Annotated in this window: 16 protein-coding genes; 11 read left to right on the forward strand and 5 right to left on the reverse strand. The window is 60.2% G+C overall.

What is annotated here, in order from left to right:
• Positions 1 to 51: 51 nt before the first annotated feature.
• Positions 52 to 1,695, forward strand: a complete 1,644-nt coding sequence (pyrG, locus tag AB1E33_RS03620) for a CTP synthase (RefSeq protein ID WP_372575878.1) — start codon at positions 52 to 54, stop codon at positions 1,693 to 1,695.
• A 28-nt stretch (positions 1,696 to 1,723) separates the two neighbouring features.
• Here the strand turns inward: pyrG and AB1E33_RS03625 are convergent, their stop codons facing one another.
• Positions 1,724 to 2,758, reverse strand: coding sequence for a dipeptidase (locus tag AB1E33_RS03625; protein ID WP_372575879.1), 1,035 nt, complete (start codon positions 2,756 to 2,758; stop codon positions 1,724 to 1,726).
• 128 nt (positions 2,759 to 2,886) lie between these two features.
• Here AB1E33_RS03625 and AB1E33_RS03630 point away from each other — a divergent pair, with 128 nt between their 5' ends.
• From AB1E33_RS03630 to AB1E33_RS03675, 10 genes are all read left to right on the forward strand, one after another.
• Complete coding sequence (locus AB1E33_RS03630) at positions 2,887 to 3,342, forward strand: tellurite resistance TerB family protein (RefSeq protein WP_372575880.1); 456 nt, start codon at positions 2,887 to 2,889, stop codon at positions 3,340 to 3,342.
• 27 nt (positions 3,343 to 3,369) lie between these two features.
• On the forward strand, positions 3,370 to 3,807 hold the full coding sequence (locus AB1E33_RS03635; RefSeq protein WP_372575881.1) for a tellurite resistance TerB family protein: 438 nt from the start codon (positions 3,370 to 3,372) through the stop codon (positions 3,805 to 3,807).
• 185 nt (positions 3,808 to 3,992) lie between these two features.
• A complete protein-coding gene (locus tag AB1E33_RS03640) occupies positions 3,993 to 4,769 on the forward strand; it encodes an ABC transporter ATP-binding protein (protein ID WP_372575882.1) in 777 nt (258 codons plus the stop codon).
• Positions 4,770 to 4,802: 33 nt separating this feature from the next.
• Positions 4,803 to 5,549 carry a transporter substrate-binding domain-containing protein gene (locus tag AB1E33_RS03645; RefSeq protein WP_372575883.1) on the forward strand — a complete coding sequence of 249 codons (747 nt, stop codon included), beginning with the start codon at positions 4,803 to 4,805 and terminating at the stop codon, positions 5,547 to 5,549.
• A gap of 88 nt (positions 5,550 to 5,637) precedes the next feature.
• Positions 5,638 to 6,525, forward strand: coding sequence for an ABC transporter permease (locus tag AB1E33_RS03650; protein WP_372575884.1), 888 nt, complete (start codon positions 5,638 to 5,640; stop codon positions 6,523 to 6,525).
• On the forward strand, positions 6,522 to 7,331 hold the full coding sequence (locus AB1E33_RS03655) for an ABC transporter permease (protein WP_372575885.1): 810 nt from the start codon (positions 6,522 to 6,524) through the stop codon (positions 7,329 to 7,331). The genes AB1E33_RS03650 and AB1E33_RS03655 overlap by 4 nt, the downstream gene beginning before the upstream one ends.
• Before the next feature lie 10 nt (positions 7,332 to 7,341).
• Positions 7,342 to 8,661, forward strand: a complete 1,320-nt coding sequence (locus tag AB1E33_RS03660; protein WP_372575886.1) for a glutamine synthetase family protein — start codon at positions 7,342 to 7,344, stop codon at positions 8,659 to 8,661.
• A gap of 57 nt (positions 8,662 to 8,718) precedes the next feature.
• On the forward strand, positions 8,719 to 9,402 hold the full coding sequence (locus tag AB1E33_RS03665; protein ID WP_372575887.1) for a type 1 glutamine amidotransferase: 684 nt from the start codon (positions 8,719 to 8,721) through the stop codon (positions 9,400 to 9,402).
• The gene (locus AB1E33_RS03670; protein ID WP_372575888.1) at positions 9,399 to 10,757 is read left to right on the forward strand and encodes a glutamine synthetase family protein; all 1,359 of its coding nucleotides are present in this window, start codon (positions 9,399 to 9,401) and stop codon (positions 10,755 to 10,757) included. Before AB1E33_RS03665 ends, AB1E33_RS03670 begins: the two co-directional genes overlap by 4 nt.
• A 119-nt stretch (positions 10,758 to 10,876) precedes the next feature.
• Positions 10,877 to 12,091, forward strand: a complete 1,215-nt coding sequence (locus AB1E33_RS03675; protein ID WP_372575889.1) for a DegT/DnrJ/EryC1/StrS family aminotransferase — start codon at positions 10,877 to 10,879, stop codon at positions 12,089 to 12,091.
• Here the strand turns inward: AB1E33_RS03675 and AB1E33_RS03680 are convergent.
• The 4 genes from AB1E33_RS03680 to phaC form a co-directional block, all read right to left on the reverse strand.
• Positions 12,079 to 12,855 carry a trypsin-like serine peptidase gene (locus tag AB1E33_RS03680; RefSeq protein ID WP_372575965.1) on the reverse strand — a complete coding sequence of 259 codons (777 nt, stop codon included), beginning with the start codon at positions 12,853 to 12,855 and terminating at the stop codon, positions 12,079 to 12,081. The two genes, AB1E33_RS03675 and AB1E33_RS03680, sit on opposite strands and share 13 nt — an antisense overlap.
• A 10-nt stretch (positions 12,856 to 12,865) precedes the next feature.
• A complete protein-coding gene (phaR, locus tag AB1E33_RS03685) occupies positions 12,866 to 13,414 on the reverse strand; it encodes a polyhydroxyalkanoate synthesis repressor PhaR (RefSeq protein WP_372575890.1) in 549 nt (182 codons plus the stop codon).
• A 157-nt stretch (positions 13,415 to 13,571) separates the two neighbouring features.
• Entirely contained in the window at positions 13,572 to 14,015 is a 444-nt protein-coding gene (locus tag AB1E33_RS03690) for a phasin, PhaP (protein WP_372575891.1), read from the reverse strand.
• Between the two features lie 131 nt (positions 14,016 to 14,146).
• Positions 14,147 to 15,949, reverse strand: coding sequence for a class I poly(R)-hydroxyalkanoic acid synthase (phaC, locus tag AB1E33_RS03695; protein WP_372575892.1), 1,803 nt, complete (start codon positions 15,947 to 15,949; stop codon positions 14,147 to 14,149).
• Positions 15,950 to 16,008 lie beyond the last annotated feature (59 nt).

Here is a 16,008-nt window from a genome sequence, read left to right on the forward strand (position 1 = left end):
CGGACCGCCGGGCACTCGAATCTTGTAGTCTCACGGGGTAGACCAACACTCATGGCGCGTTTCATCTTCATCACGGGCGGGGTCGTTTCCTCGTTGGGCAAAGGTCTGGCATCGGCTGCTCTGGGCGCATTGTTGCAGGCGCGCGGCTTTTCGGTGCGGCTGCGCAAGCTCGACCCCTACCTGAATGTCGATCCCGGCACGATGTCGCCGTTTGAACATGGCGAAGTCTTCGTAACCGATGACGGGGCCGAAACCGATCTGGACCTTGGTCATTACGAGCGCTTCACCGGGGTGGCCGCCCGCAAGACGGACTCGGTCAGTTCGGGCCGCATCTATTCCAATGTGTTGGAGAAGGAGCGGCGCGGAGATTATCTGGGCAAGACCATTCAGGTCATTCCGCATGTGACCAACGAGATCAAGGATTTCATCTCGATCGGCGAGGATGAGGTCGATTTCATGCTGTGTGAGATCGGCGGCACCGTCGGCGATATCGAGGGGCTGCCGTTTTTCGAAGCCATCCGACAATTCAGCCAGGACAAGCCGCGCGGTCAGTGCATCTTCATGCATCTCACGCTGCTGCCCTATATCAAGGCCAGTGGTGAGCTGAAAACCAAACCGACCCAGCACTCGGTCAAGGAATTGCGCTCGATCGGGCTGGCGCCGGACATTCTGGTCTGCCGCTCCGAAGGGCCGATCCCGGCCAAGGAACGCGAAAAGCTGGCGCTGTTCTGCAATGTACGGCCCGACAGCGTGATCGCCGCGCAGGATCTCGGCACGATCTATGACGCACCGCTCGCCTATCATGCCGAAGGGCTGGATCAGGCGGTTCTGGACGCGTTCCAGATCAGCCCCGCCCCGAAACCCGATCTGGCCAAATGGGAGGATGTCAGCGACCGCATCCACAATGCCGAAGGTCAGGTGAAAGTGGCCATTGTCGGCAAATACACCCAGCTTGAGGACGCCTATAAGTCGATCGCCGAGGCACTGACCCATGGCGGCATGGCCAACCGGGTGCGCGTCAAGGTCGAGTGGGTCGATGCCGAAGTGTTCGACTGCGAAGACGCCGCGCCGCATCTGGAAGGCTATCACGCCATCCTCGTGCCCGGCGGCTTTGGCGAGCGCGGCACCGAAGGCAAGATCAAGGCGGCGCAATATGCCCGCGAGAACAACGTACCCTATCTGGGCATCTGTTTGGGCATGCAGATGGCGGTGATTGAGGCGGCGCGCAATGTGGCTGGGATTGCCAAGGCGGGCTCCGAAGAGTTCGACCACGAGGCGGGCCAGAAACGGTTCGAACCGGTGGTCTATCACCTCAAGGAATGGGTGCAGGGCAACCACAAGGTCGAACGCAAGGTGGGCGACGACAAGGGCGGCACCATGCGGCTGGGCGCCTATGACGCGGCCCTGAGCGATGGGTCTCTGGTGGCGTCGGTCTATGGCTCAACCGCCATCGAAGAACGCCATCGCCATCGTTACGAGGTGGATATCAAGTACCGCGACAAGCTGGAAAAGGCGGGGCTGAAGTTTTCCGGCATGTCGCCGGATGGCCGCCTGCCCGAGATCGTGGAATGGGCGGATCACCCGTGGTTCATCGGCGTACAGTTCCACCCCGAGCTGAAGTCGAAGCCATTCCAGCCGCACCCGCTTTTTGCCGATTTCGTGCGCGCCGCCAAAGAAAGCTCGCGGCTGGTCTGACGGGCCTGGTCTGACGGGCCCGGGACGCTCAGCCGCCCCAGGTATCGCGTAGCACGCGCATCCAGTTCGACCAGCATATCCGTTCGATCCGGTCGGCAGTGTAGCCATGGCGTTCCATGGCTGCGATCAGCGCGGGCAGTTTCTCGGCCCCATTCAGCCACAGCGGTGGGGTGCAGCCGTCGAAATCAGACCCAAGCACCACGCCCTCTTCACCCATCGCACCCAGCAGATGGTCGAGATGCGCCATCACTACCGCTTCGGGGATATCCGGGTTCGGCTGCCCGTCGGGACGCAGGAAGGTGCTTTCGAAGTTCAGGCCGACCACGCCGCCGCTCTGCGCCATAAACATCAGCTGCGCATCGGTCAGGTTGCGGGCATGCGGGCTGATCGCATGGGCGTTGGAATGAGTCGCAACAAGCGGAGCATTGCTGATCGCCGCCACGTCCCGCACACCCGCCATATTGAGGTGGCTGAGGTCCACCATCACGCGCATCTCGTTGCACTTCTCGACCAGCACATGACCCGCTGCCGTCAGGCCCGGCCCGGTATCACCGTCGGAGGGGTAGCGGAACGGTACGCCGTGACCGAATCGATTCGGCCGGCTCCAGACCGGGCCGAGTGAGCGTAACCCTTGCTCATACAGCCAATCCAGTTCCCGCAGGCTGTCGCTTATTGCTTCGGCCCCTTCCATATGCAGGATCGCCGCGATCTTGCCGTGCTGCCGCGCGGCCTCGATCTCGGCCACGGAGCGACATAAATTCAGCGCCCGAAGCCGCTGTAACTCCTCAAGAATATCCGCCTGTTCTCGCGCCACGCGCCACGCGTCTTCCTGAGCGATCTCGGCAGGCATTGGCAGATCATAGGCACCGTCGATACCGTCGAAATCAGTCGTACCGGGTGAAGCCACCCAGATCGCAAAGAACCCGCCTCCGAATCCACCCATTGCGGCGCGTGCGGTGTCCAGCTGCCCGGAAAGGCCAGTCCCGAATGAAGGGGCCGCCGCGACGCCGCCTGCCTCAAAAAGCTCGGTCAGAACGTCATTGTGTCCGTCAAATATCAGCATCTGTGCAGCCTGATCCAAATCCGGCAAGGGAACAAGCGGCGAGCGCAAACGGGCGCAACTTTCGGGCGAATTCACTCAGCGCGTAGTTCGCGCTTGGCGGCCCGCGTTTTCCGCGATAATTTTCGCCCATGTTGAAAAAGTTCTTCCAGGCGTTTCGCCCGACCGCGCCCGCGCCCCTGCCCGATCCCGATGCCGAACTGGCCCTCGGGGCGCTGCTGGTGCGGGTGGCGCAATCCGACCGGGACTACCAGGTCGAAGAGATCAGCCTGATCGACCGCATTCTGGCCCGGCTCTATCAGCATAACGCGATCGAGGCCGCCAAAGTGCGCGCCACCTGCGAGAAACTGCACGCCGCCGCCCCCGACACCGATACGTTTGGCAAGCTGATACGCGAGACCACCGGCCTGACCGAACGGCTCGCCGCCATCGAGGCGCTGTGGGAGGTCGTGCTGGCCGATGGCGAGCAGAAGGAAGGCGAGCTAAAGATCGTGGAAGAGGCCCGCATTGCCATGGGGTTGAGCTATAATGACAGTCAGGCCGCGCGCCGCCGCGTGATGGACCGTGTCGCACAGGCCCTTGGCTGATCTGTCTGACGCTTCTATATCTGTCTCATGTTCAAGGATTTCCTCTCCCGCCTGACCCAGGAAACGCCAGACGATCTGGCCGAACCTGACGCGCGCCTGGCGCTGACCGCGCTGCTGGTGCGGATCGCACGCTCTGACAATGACTATGCCGACGCCGAGATTCGCCGCATCGACAAGATCATCGAGGCGCGTTACGGGCTGAGCCCCTTCGAGGCGGCACATCTGCGTGGCCAGGCCGAAACGCTGGAAACCGAAGCACCCGACACGGTGCGCTTTACCCGCGCCATAAAGGAGGCGGTGCCTTACGACCACCGCAAGGCCGTGGTCGAGGTGGCCTGGTCAGTGGTTCTGGCCGACGGAGAACGCAGCAAAGAGGAAGATTCGCTGCTGCGGCTGGTCTCCAGTCTACTGGGAGTGAATGATCGGGATTCCGCCATCGCCCGCCACAAGGCCGCGCGCAGCTAACCGGTAATGGCTGCGCGCACCCCGGTTCGCACCAAGACGCTGGATTAAGCAACAAGCGCCGAATCCGCCTGTGCCGATGCTCGAATCGGTGCATTCAGGGGCGGTTTTTTGCGTTTTGCACATTGCATTACACCAATTTTTCCGACCTAGTAGCGCATTAACAGCTCACAACATACGGACCCGTCGTGTCAGACAGCCCTCCCGTCATCCAGATCAGGAACCTTCACAAAAGCTTTGGGCAGCTCGAAGTCCTCAAAGGGGTGGATGTCACGGCCCATCGGGGCGACGTTGTTTCACTGATCGGATCGTCGGGATCGGGCAAATCCACGCTTCTGCGCTGCTGCAACCTGCTGGAGCACAGCCAGGAAGGCGAGATCCTGTTCAAGGACGAGCCGGTGCGCTGGCGGGGGAATGGGCACAACCGCCACCCTGCCGATCCCAAACAAGTGCTGCGCATCCGCACCAATCTGAGCATGGTATTCCAGCAGTTCAATCTGTGGGCGCATATGACCATCCTGCAAAACGTGATGGAGGCCCCGGTGACCGTGCTGGGCCGCGACCGGCACGAGGTCGAGGACAGTGCCCGCAAATACCTGCAAAAGGTTGGTATCGGTGACAAATGCGATGTCTATCCCGCCCAGCTTTCCGGCGGCCAGCAGCAGCGCGCCGCCATCGCGCGGGGCCTGTGCATGGAGCCTGAGGCGCTTTTGTTCGACGAACCGACCTCTGCGCTCGACCCCGAGCTTGAGCAGGAAGTGATCAAGGTGATCAAGGATCTTGCCGCCGAGGGTCGCACGATGATTATCGTCACCCATGACATGAAGATGGCCGCCGATATCTCAAGCCACGTGGTTTTCCTGCATCAGGGGCTGATCGAAGAAGAAGGCGCGCCCGAAAAACTGTTCGGCGCACCCGAATCCGAACGCTTGCGGGGCTTCCTTTCCGCCACGCAGGCTGCATAAATCAAAACACGACCAAAATAAGGGGAGAAACCTATGAAGAAACTGATTCTGACCACCGCCGCTCTGGCGCTTAGCGCTGGCATGGCGATGGCCGACACCGTGCGGATGGGCACCGAGGGCGCCTATCCTCCGTATAATTTCATCAATGACGCGGGCGAGGTCGACGGATTCGAGCGCGAAGTGGGCGACGAGCTGTGCAAGCGCGCCGGTCTGACCTGCGAATGGGTCAAGAATGACTGGGATTCAATCATTCCGAATCTGGTCTCGGGCAACTACGACACCATCATCGCCGGGATGTCGATCACACCCGAGCGTGACGAAGTCATCGACTTTACCCAGGACTACTTCCCGCCCGCCGCCTCGGCCTATGTCGGTGCAAGCGCGGATGCGGATATTGCGGATGTTGTCGCAGCCCAGACCGCCACGCTGCAGGCGGGCTTCGTCGCCGATAGCGGCGCAACACTGGTCGAGTTCGCCACGCCGGAAGAAACCATCGCTGCTGTCCGCAACGGCGAAGCCTCGGCGGTATTTGCCGACAAGGACTTTCTGGTGCCGATCGTCGAGGAATCCAACGGCGAGCTGATGTTCGTTGGCGAAGATGTCGCGCTTGGCTCAGGGATCGGCGTCGGCGTGCGGGAATCGGATGGTGAGCTGAAAGGCAAGCTCGACGAGGCAATCACCTCGATGAAGGCGGATGGTTCGCTGACTGCGCTGATCAAGAAATGGTTCGGCGAAGGAGCGGTGACCTATGGCGAAGACGGTACCGTCGTCACCAACTAAGACTTTGGTCTTCGGGTTCGGCGCGGATCGCGCCGGCCCCGTTTCGGAGCTCTCCGACAGGCGCGTTCCAGGTTTTGAAAGCTGACACATGTTTTCCTTTTGCGCCGATCCTGACGCTCTTGGCACGGTCCGCTGGTTCTCCTGCTATCTGACCAACGGCGTGCACATGTCCTTCTACCTGTCCTTCGTGAAGGTGTTGGCTCTGCTGGCGATCACGGCCCCGGTGGCGCTGAGCTTCGGTTTTGCTGGCGCGATGGCAGCGCGCTCGCATGTCTTTCCGGTCAGTTGGCTGGGCAAAGGGTATATCGCGATCGTACGCGGCGTGCCCGACATCGCCTTTTTCCTGTTCTTCGTGATTGCGCTGGATCAGGGCTTCGAATGGATGCGCCATCAGATCCTGTGCCCGGACTGGGACGCGCCGATTCGGCAGGGAAATGATTTCCTTGTTTGCTCAAATGCCAAACTGCCCCTTGGGTCCGCCCCGCAATGGGTGCATCAAACCTATAGCTTCTTCCTGGCGGTCATCACCTTTTCAATCGTCTTTGGCGCCTTTGCCGCAAATGTCCTTTATGGTGGCATGCGCGCGGTGCCTCATCCGCAGCTTGAAACCGCAGAGGCCTATGGCATGTCCCGCCGCCAGACCTTCTGGCGGGTGCTCGTGCCGCAGATGTGGGTCTATGCCCTGCCCGGCCTAAGCAATCTGTGGCTGGTGCTGATCAAGGCTACGCCGCTGCTGTTCCTCCTGGGGATCGAAGACATCGTCTACTGGGCGAGAGAACTGGGTGGCACCAAGACGTCACGGTTCACGGACTATCCCCATCCCGACTGGCGCATGTGGTATTTCCTGTTCTTGCTGGTGTTCTACCTGGGCTTCACCCGCGTCTCAGAAATCGTTCTGGAAAAGCTAATGGTACGCCTGTCGCATGGTCAGGCGACCACCGGCGGTGAAGCGTTGCGCAAGCAGGTGACGGCATGAAAGACTGCATCCAGACCATTCAGGATTACGGCCTGCGATCGCTGGGCATTGGCGAGCGGCGGCTACCGACGTCGGATTTCACCTTGTGCGAGCAGTTCACGCTGATCGGCTCGGGCATGATGTGGAATATCTATTTCGGGATCATGGCGCTGACCACCGGGTTCCTGCTGGCCACCGCGCTGGCGGTCGGAAAATCCTCAAAGAACCGCTATTTCCGCAAACCGGCGCAATGGTTCATCTTTCTCTTTCGCGGCTCGCCGCTCTTCATCCAGTTCTTCTTTGCGTATTTCCTGTTCCTGTCGCTGAAGAAAACCAACCCGATGTTCGACGCCTTCACTTCGGCCTGGCTGGGGGCGTTGATTGTCTTGTTCCTGAACACCGCCGCCTATTCGGGCGAGATATTCTACGGCGCGCTGCGCTCGATCCCCAAAGGTGATGTCGAGGCCGCTGATGCCTATGGCCTAAGCGGCTGGGCGCGGTTCCGCCGGGTGATCTGGCCCACCATGCTGCGGCTGGCCTGGCCCGCCTACACAAATGAGGCGATCTTTCTGTTCCAGGCCACAACGCTGGTCTTTTTCTCGGCCTTTCCCGCCTGGCGGCAAGAGGGCGATGCGCTTTATTATGCCAGCTATTTCGCGGACAAGACCTTCAATCCGTTCATTCCCTACCCGATCCTGGCCTTCTACTTCATCCTCTTCACGCTCTTCATCGTCTGGGTGTTCGGGCGGATCAATACACGGCTGAACCGGCACCTGCCGCAGGGGCAGAAGAAAAAGCTGCGGCTGCGGCTGAATCTGGCGCGCTGAAGGGAACCCGATGAATCTGACCAAGCTGCGTAGTTTTCGCATTGCCGCCTGCGATCTGAACGGTCAGATGCGCGGTAAATGGGTGCCCGGCGCCTATGGCGCCAAGCTGGAGAGCGGAGCGTTGCGGATGCCGCTATCGGCGGCGAATGTCGATCTTTGGGGTGCCGATATCGCCGACAGTCCGCTGCTGTTCGAAACCGGCGATGCCGATGGCATCTTGCGCCCCACCGAGCGAGGCCCAGTGCCCGTGCCCTGGGCGCGTGCCGAGACCGCACTGGTGCCAATGGTGCTGCACAACGAGGATGGCACGCCCTTTGACGGCGACCCGCGCCATGCGCTGGCGCGGGTGCTGGGCGGTTTTGACGCGCGCGGCTGGACGGTTCTGGCCGCCACCGAGCTGGAATTCACGCTGGTTGATGCCAGCGGGGATACTTTGCGCCCGCCGCTCAACCCACTGACCGGCCAACGACTGGAAAGCCCTGCGGTGTTGTCCCTGGCCGAAATGGACGGGTTCGAAGGGTACTTCAACGATCTCTACGACGCCTGTGCGGTCATGGATATTCCGGCGCAGGCAGGGATATCGGAAAGCGGCATAGGCCAATTCGAAGTCAACCTGACCCATCAGGACGCGATGTGCTGCGCCGACGATACCTGGCTGTTCAAGACGCTGGCGCGCGGGTTGGCGCGCAAGCACGGTTATGCCGCCAGCTTCATGGCCAAACCGTATGCCGAGGACGCGGGCAACGGGATGCATGTGCATTTCTCGGTTCTGGATCGCGACGGGCGCAACATCTTCGACGATGGCGGCCCCGAGGGCACAGACACGTTGCGCCATGCGGTGGCGGGCTGTCTGGCGGCGGCCCCGGCCTCTAGCCTGATCTTCGCGCCGCATGGCAATTCCTATGACCGGCTGGTCCCCGGCGCACACGCGCCCACCGGCCTCTGCTGGGCCTATGAGAACCGCACTGCGGCCATCCGTATACCCGGCGGCCCACCCGCCGCGCGCCGGATCGAACATCGTGTGGCCGGGGCCGATATCAACCCCTATCTGCTGCTCTCTGCCCTGCTCGGCGCAACGCTGAGCGGAATGGAAGACCGGATGCAGCCCCCCACACCCATTTCCGGCAATGCTTATGAGATCGCCGGTCTACCGCAGCTCTGCACCTCGCTCGGGGAGGCTGTGACCCAATTCGAAAGTGACCCGATGATCGCTCGGATTTTTGCACCTGACCTGATCCGCAACCTGTGCCTGACCAAACGGCAGGAGATTGCCGGCTTTGCGGCCCGCCCGCCCGAATCCCATTGGCGCAGCTATGTGGAAAGCGTTTGATCCCTTGCCAGCAAATTGACGCTCCACTACCGTCGGGCCAATCTCAATCGGTGACTTATGAAAATCGGACTACTGCAGGCTGGGCATCTGGCGGATACGCTTGTCGAAACCTATGGCGACTATGACCGGCTCTACCCCGCGCTTCTGAAAAATCAGGGCTTTGACTTTGTCTCTTACCCCGTGGTTGATGGAGTGTTTCCAGACGATCCCGGCGCTGCCGATGGCTGGCTGATCTCGGGCTCGCGCCACGGAGCCTATGAGGATCACAATTGGATACCGCCGCTGGAGCAACTGATCCGCGACATCCATGACAGTGGCGTGCCGCTGGTTGGCATCTGTTTCGGCCACCAGATTATCGCGCAGGCGCTTGGCGGCACGGTCGAGAAATACGACGGCGGCTGGGCGATCGGCCCCACCGATTATGCCGCGGATGACGGCACTCTGACGCTGAATGCCTGGCATCAGGATCAGGTCACGCGCCGCCCCGACGGCGCGCGCCTAACGGCCAGCAACGCCTTCTGCGAAAACGCCATGCTGACATATGGCGACCGGATCTGGACCATTCAGGCGCATCCCGAGTTCGAGAACGACTTCATCCACGACCTGATGGAAGCACGCGGGCGCGGCGTCGTGCCCGACCCGATACTGGACGCGGCCGAAACGCGGCTGAGCGACCCCATCGACAACAGCACAATTGCGCAGCGTATTGGCGCATTCTTTCGCGTAGCGAGGACCTCATGAGCGACTGGACCAAAAACCTTCCCGACGCTGCGCGCGCCTATCTGGACGGGCGCAGGCTGGACGAGGTGGAGTGCATCATCTCGGACCTGCCCGGCATTGCGCGCGGCAAGGCGGTGCCCGCGTCGAAATTCGCAAAGCAAGACTATTTCCACCTGCCCGACAGCATCTTTTACCAGACCATCACGGGGGACTGGGGCGAAGCGGCGGATGAGGACGGGTTCATCGAAAAGGACATGATCCTGAAACCGGACATGTCCACCGCCACCGCCGCGCCCTGGACCGGCGACTGGACCCTACAGGTCATCCACGACGCCTATGACAGAGACGGCAACGCAATTCCCTGCAGCCCCCGTAATGTGCTCAAACGCGTGGTCGACATGTACCACAAGAAGGGCTGGAAACCGGTTGTCGCGCCGGAGATGGAGTTCTTTCTGGTCGCCCGCAACCTCGACCCCGCTCATGAGATCAAGCCGATGATGGGTCGCTCGGGCCGCCCCGCCGCCGCCCGTCAGGCCTATTCGATGACGGCGGTGGACGAATTCGGACCAGTGATCGACGACATCTATGATTTTGCCGAGGCACAGGGTTTTGAGATCGATGGAATCACCCAGGAAGGCGGTGCTGGCCAGTTGGAAATCAACCTGCGCCATGGCGACCCGGTGAAGCTGGCCGACGAGGTGTTCTACTTCAAACGCCTGATCCGCGAGGCCGCGCTGCGCCATGACTGTTTCGCAACCTTCATGGCCAAGCCGATCGCCAATGAGCCCGGCTCGGCCATGCATATCCACCACTCGCTGATCGACATGGAGACCGGCAAGAATGTCTTTTCGGGTCCGCAAGGGGGAGAGACGGACGCCTTCTATCACTTCATCGCCGGGCTGCAGAACCATCTGCCCGCCGCTCTTGCGGTGATGGCGCCTTATGTGAACTCCTACCGCCGCTACGTGAAGGATCAGGCAGCGCCGATCAATCTTGAGTGGGCGCGCGACAACCGCACCACCGGCATCCGCGTGCCGCTGTCGGGACCTGAAAGCCGGCGGGTGGAAAACCGTATCGCCGGGATGGATTGTAACCCCTATCTGGGCATTGCGGTCTCGCTGGCCTGCGGCTATCTGGGTCTGACCCAGCAAGAACGCCCCCGACGCCAGTTCTATGGCGATGCCTATGAGGGCGACGGCGATATTCCGCAGGTGATGGGACAGGCGCTGGACCTTTTTGATCAGGCCGAGGCGCTACATCAGGTGCTGGGCCCGGACTTTGCCCGGGTCTATGGCATCGTGAAACGCTCGGAATACGAAGAGTTCCTGCAGGTCATCTCGCCCTGGGAACGCGAGCACCTGCTTCTGAACGTCTGAACCGCGAACCGGCCTTCAGTGAAAGAATGGTGAATTTTCGCCACCCTGCCGCGAAGGGTCTTGGCACGTCGATCCTTTAGTTTTATGTTTTTGAAAAAGTACATTAAGTAAGGCCAAATGTGATGCAGGCTCCCAACGTCCACGAAGCTGAACCCATTCCAGCAGCAGCCCGAGACGCGATCGACGCGCTTCTGAAATCGGGCGACCTGTTTCGCTACACCGCACCGCAAGACGCGCCAGTGTCTCTGCTTGAGGCGGAATTTGCCGAATTGCTGGGATCAAAATACGCGCTGGCGGTTTCGTCCTGCTCGGCGGCGCTGTTCCTGTCGCTCAAGGCGCTGGACCTGCCGCGTGACGCGCGGGTGCTGATCCCGGGCTTTACGTTTGCCGCTGTTCCCTCTTCGGTGGTGCATGCCGACTGCATTCCGGTACTGTGTGAGGTTGGTGAGAACTACCGCATCGATCTGGCCGATTTCGAGACCAAGCTGAACAGCGTGCAGGCTGTCATCATCAGCCATATGCGGGGCCATACCTCGGACATGGACGCGATCATGACGCTCTGCGATGCGCGCGGCATTCCGGTGGTCGAGGACGCGGCCCACTCGCTGGGCACAACATGGCATGACGGCAATATCGGCACCATAGGCAAATTGGGCTGTTTCTCGTTCCAGTCCTACAAGATGATCAACGCGGGCGAAGGCGGCATCCTAATAACCGATGATGCCGATCTGGTCGCCCGCGCCGTCATCATGTCCGGCGCTTATGAGCATAACTGGCAAAAACACAAAGGCCCGCATGGCGAAAACGCGCCCGATCTGGAACAAGCCTTTGCCCGCTGGCAGAACAAGCTGCCGCTTTATAACCTGCGGATGAGCAATCTGAGCGCGGTTGTGATCCGCCCACAATTGCCGGAACTTGCGCGGCGGGTGCGCGACGGTCTGGCCAATCACGATCATGTGGCCGCGCAGTTGAATGTCTCGCCCCATATTGACGTGCCCGCGCCACTGGTGCCCGAGAAACGGGCGCCGGATTCGATTCAGTTCAATCTCGTGGGCCTGGATGATGCGCAAACCCGCGCCTTTGCCGCCGCCGCCGCCACGCGCGGGGTCAAGGTGCAGGTGTTTGGCCTGAGCGAGGACAATGCCCGTGCCTTCTGGAACTGGCAGTTCCTGCCCGAACAGGTCGAGTTGCCGCAAACCCGCGCCATGCTGATGCGCGCCTGCGATGTGCGCCTGCCGGTCCGCCTGACCCGAGACGAGCTTGACTTGATCGCGGATATCCTGCTGGCCGCGATGGAAGATGCCACCGGCCCCCTGCGCGCCTACGGCACCTGATCGCGGGCACGTTGCAGTCCACGCTCGAACATTTGGCTGCCCAGAAACACGCCGCGCGCGCCATCTGCTGTGGCACGGCCCTTCGACAAGATGCCCACCACCTCAGGTCCCACGGGGCCATCTATCAGAAGTGGTGCGCCGGAATCGCCCTGCATGATCGGGCAATCCAATAGCGCAACCTCGCGCAACTGGCGCGGTGCCTGAGGCTCGCAGGGTCCCGCTCGGCTCAGCACATGGGGTCGCAGGCCGGAATAGCCCGCTACATAGAGGGCCGCGACGGGGCGTGTGGGATCGGCGATTGGCAAGGTTCCGACCTGCTGGCCGATCGGGTCCTTCAAGATCAGCACTGCCCAATCAGCGATGGTCATCGGAGCAAAGTTGCGGCTCTGCACGTCCTGGCCCGGATCAGTCACATAGTCCGACACCTCGGACACCGCCTGCGCTGCGCCCTTCTGGTAACCGGCAACGAAACGGATGCTAGTGGGTGGTATCCAGCGTTTACGCGCGCCGTTATACAGACAATGCGCCGCCGTCAGAACCAGCCGGTCAGCGACCAGCACACCAGTGCAGTGCTGGCGGATATCGGTGCTGGCGAAATTGACCCGTCCGATCGCGCGCCAAGGCGCGCTGGCCGCGTCCAGCACCGGCCGTTCACGGATTGGCGCGCAGTCGCGCGCCAGATCGGGGCCCAGCAGGCACAGGCTTTGCGCCTCGGAACTTCCCGAGGTGACAACAAGCGCGAATGCCCCCGCAAGCAGGCGCATCACGGGCATGTCAGCTAAGTTTCGAAAGCTTTTGCTGAAGCTCGGCCAGTTGCTTCTTGATCTCGTCCAGATCTTCGCCGGGGGCCTCTTCGGCGTCCTGGTCCGGAGCGGACCAGTTGCCGGACAATCCGCCGGTCATCGCTTTGAGGAAGGCCTCCTGCTGGGCCTTGAGCGCGTCAAAGCCCGGGATCTGTGTCATCGGGTTCATGGCGTTCATGTTCTTCACGACCTTCGCCTGGCTTTCGCGCAGCATGTCGAACGAGCTTTGCAGGAATTGCGGCATCATCCCGCCACCTGGCAGCATGTAGCTGCGCACAAGATCATTCAGCACATTGACCGGCAGCACATTCTCGCCCCTGCTTTCATGCTCGGCGATGATTTGCAGGAGGTATTGCCGGGTCAGGTCGTCGCCAGATTTGAGATCGACAATCTGGACCTCGCGCCCATCGCGGATGAAGCCTGCGATATCTTCCAGCGTGACATAGTCGCTGGTTTCAGTGTTGTAGAGCCTGCGGCTGGCATACCGCTTGATCAGCAACGGTTTTTCCTGTTCGGCCACCCATATCCCTCCCCGGTATTGGTGCAATGCAGCAAAGACTATGCGAGCGCAGCAGAAAAGGAAAGTGTCCGTCTGGACACAAAAAAGGGCAGGTCTTACGACCTGCCCAAAAAATTGCACCTAAATGGGAGGAAAGGGCGCAATTTGTCGTCGGCGATTACTTCGCGCCTGCTTTCTTGGCAGCAGTGGTCACGTCGTTGGTCGCTTTTTTCACGGCGGCGGTTGCATCTTCGGTGATGTCTTTGCCAGCAGCCATCAGCAGCTCGACGGTGTCCATCTGTACTTTCTTTGCAACTTCAGCGTAGGCAGCCAGGTTTTCAGCAGCAACTTCGGCCGAGGAAGAGGCGAAGTCGGTTGCGGCTTTGGCGTAGTCTGCCGGCTCTGCCTTGGCTTTGGAATAGTCGCCCATCTTGGCCAGGGTGTCCTTGGTCCACTTGCTGGAGATCTCAGCCGACTTTTCAGCCGCTTCCAGAGCAACACCCGAGAGCTTTTCGCTCAGGTTAGTGGTGGTTTTGAAGGCGTCCTGGAAGGCAGCGGTGTCAACCGGGAAAGCACCCATTGCGTCTTTGAAGATGGTGGTGAAGTCTTGCGAATTTGCCATTGTCTCAATCCTAGTTACCGGGTACGGGCCCACCCCGTTTCCTTCGGCTTGAGACGAATATGTATGCTGCGTCGCAGCATTGCAAGAAGAATTTGCTGCGGCGCAGAATAATATTTTATTTCACATGAAAATCAGAGCTTTGCGGAGACTTTCACATAGGATCCGGGGGCCGGCCCCAGCGATTTATGCGTCGAATCGCCAGGAATTCTGGCCGGAACCTGTTTGCCAGACCGCTTTTTCAGCCACGCCTCCCACAGCGGCCACCAGGAACCCTTGTTGTATTTCGCCGCCTTCATCCAGCCCTCGTGATCGGGTTTCAGATCGGCATTGGTATAATGGCCGTATTTGTCCTTACTGGGCGGGTTGACGATACCAGCAATGTGACCCGACTCCGAAACCACGAAAGTCTTCGAGCGCGACCCCATCAACTGCACGCCACGATAGCAGTCTTTCCAGGCGGCGATGTGGTCGGTTTCGCAGGTGATCGCCATCAGCGGAACCGTCACGTCGCGCACATGTAATGTGTGACCCATCAGTTCGATCCCGGTCGTGGTGAACTCGTTGCGCTGGCAGAGGCCGCGCAGATACTCGACCGCCATCTTCGCGGGCAGGTTCGCCCCGTCCCCGTTCCAGTAGAGCAGATCAAAGGCCGGTGGCGTCTCGCCCATCATATAGTTGCGGATGGCAGGTGAATAAATCAGATCGCGCGATCGCAGATAGGAAAATGTGCGTGCCATGATGAAGGATCGCAAAACGCCCTGAGTATTCACCTCTTCTTCGATTGCATCGATGAAATCGTCCTGCAGGAACGGTGTGAACTCGCCCTGATCCGAGAAATCCGTCAGCGCGGTGAAGAAAGTTGCCGAATTGACCGAAGTGTCGCCGCGCTGCTTAAGCAGCGACAAGGTCAGGCCGAGCGTTGTGCCCGCGATACAATAGCCGACCGCGTTCACCTGCTTGACGCCACAGATTTCTTTGACGTTCTCAATTGCAGTCAGGAACCCGTCCTGAATATAATCCTCCATGCCGACATCGGACAGCGACCGGTCCGGATTGACCCAGCTGACCACAAACAGCGTATAGCCCTGCTCGGTCACCCATTTGATCAGACTGTTCTGCGCCTTGAGGTCGAGGATATAGAATTTGTTGATCCAGGGCGGAAACAGGACAATGGGCGTTTCGTGCACCGTCTCTGTGGCCGGGGCGTATTGGATCAGTTCCATCATGCGGTTGCGAAAGACCACCTCTCCTTGCGTGGTCGCGATGTTGCCACCCAGTTCGAACGCCGACTCGTCCGCCAGCCGCACCGTAAGCTCGCCGTCATTTGCCTCGAGGTCAGAGACGAGGTTCTCAAGCCCCCGGATCAGGGATTCCCCTTCGGTCTCGACTGCCTTTTCCAGCGCATCCGGGTTTGTGGCGAGAAAATTGGTCGGCGACATCAGGTCGACGATCTGCTGCGCGAAATAGTTCAGTCGCCGCCTTTGGACCACGTCGACACCCTCGGCTGTGGAGACCGCCTCTTCGATCGCCTTGGAGGTGGTCAGATACTGTTTCTTGACGAACCGGAAATAGGGGCTGGATTTCCACATCGGGTTGGAAAACCGGCGGTCGGTGGGTTCGTCGTCATCCTCTTCCGTTTCGCCTGACAGCAGAGCCTGCTGGGCTTCGGCAAAGTTCAGAACCGATTTGCTCCAGAACTCAATCTGCTGTTCCAGTATCATGGCAGGGTTCTGCAGCGCCTCGGACAAATAGGACGTTGCTGCCTTTGCAAAAACTTCTTGATTCGGGCTATCCAGACCGGGATTATGTCCAGACTTATTAGCCATAACCTCAACAAATCGCTTTGACAGATCTTCAACCTTCTCCAGGTTTTCCTTCAACTTATCAAAGCTTTCTTGCGAAATCTCCGACGGCAGGTCTTCGCTAGTTGTCATTTTAAGGAATTCCTCATAGTCTCGCTGCTGTGCAGAATAATGTTCGGCCCGGCAAGGTG

The sequence above is a fragment of the Ruegeria hyattellae genome (genome assembly GCF_041537925.1).
In the GTDB taxonomy this organism is placed as follows: domain Bacteria; phylum Pseudomonadota; class Alphaproteobacteria; order Rhodobacterales; family Rhodobacteraceae; genus Ruegeria_C.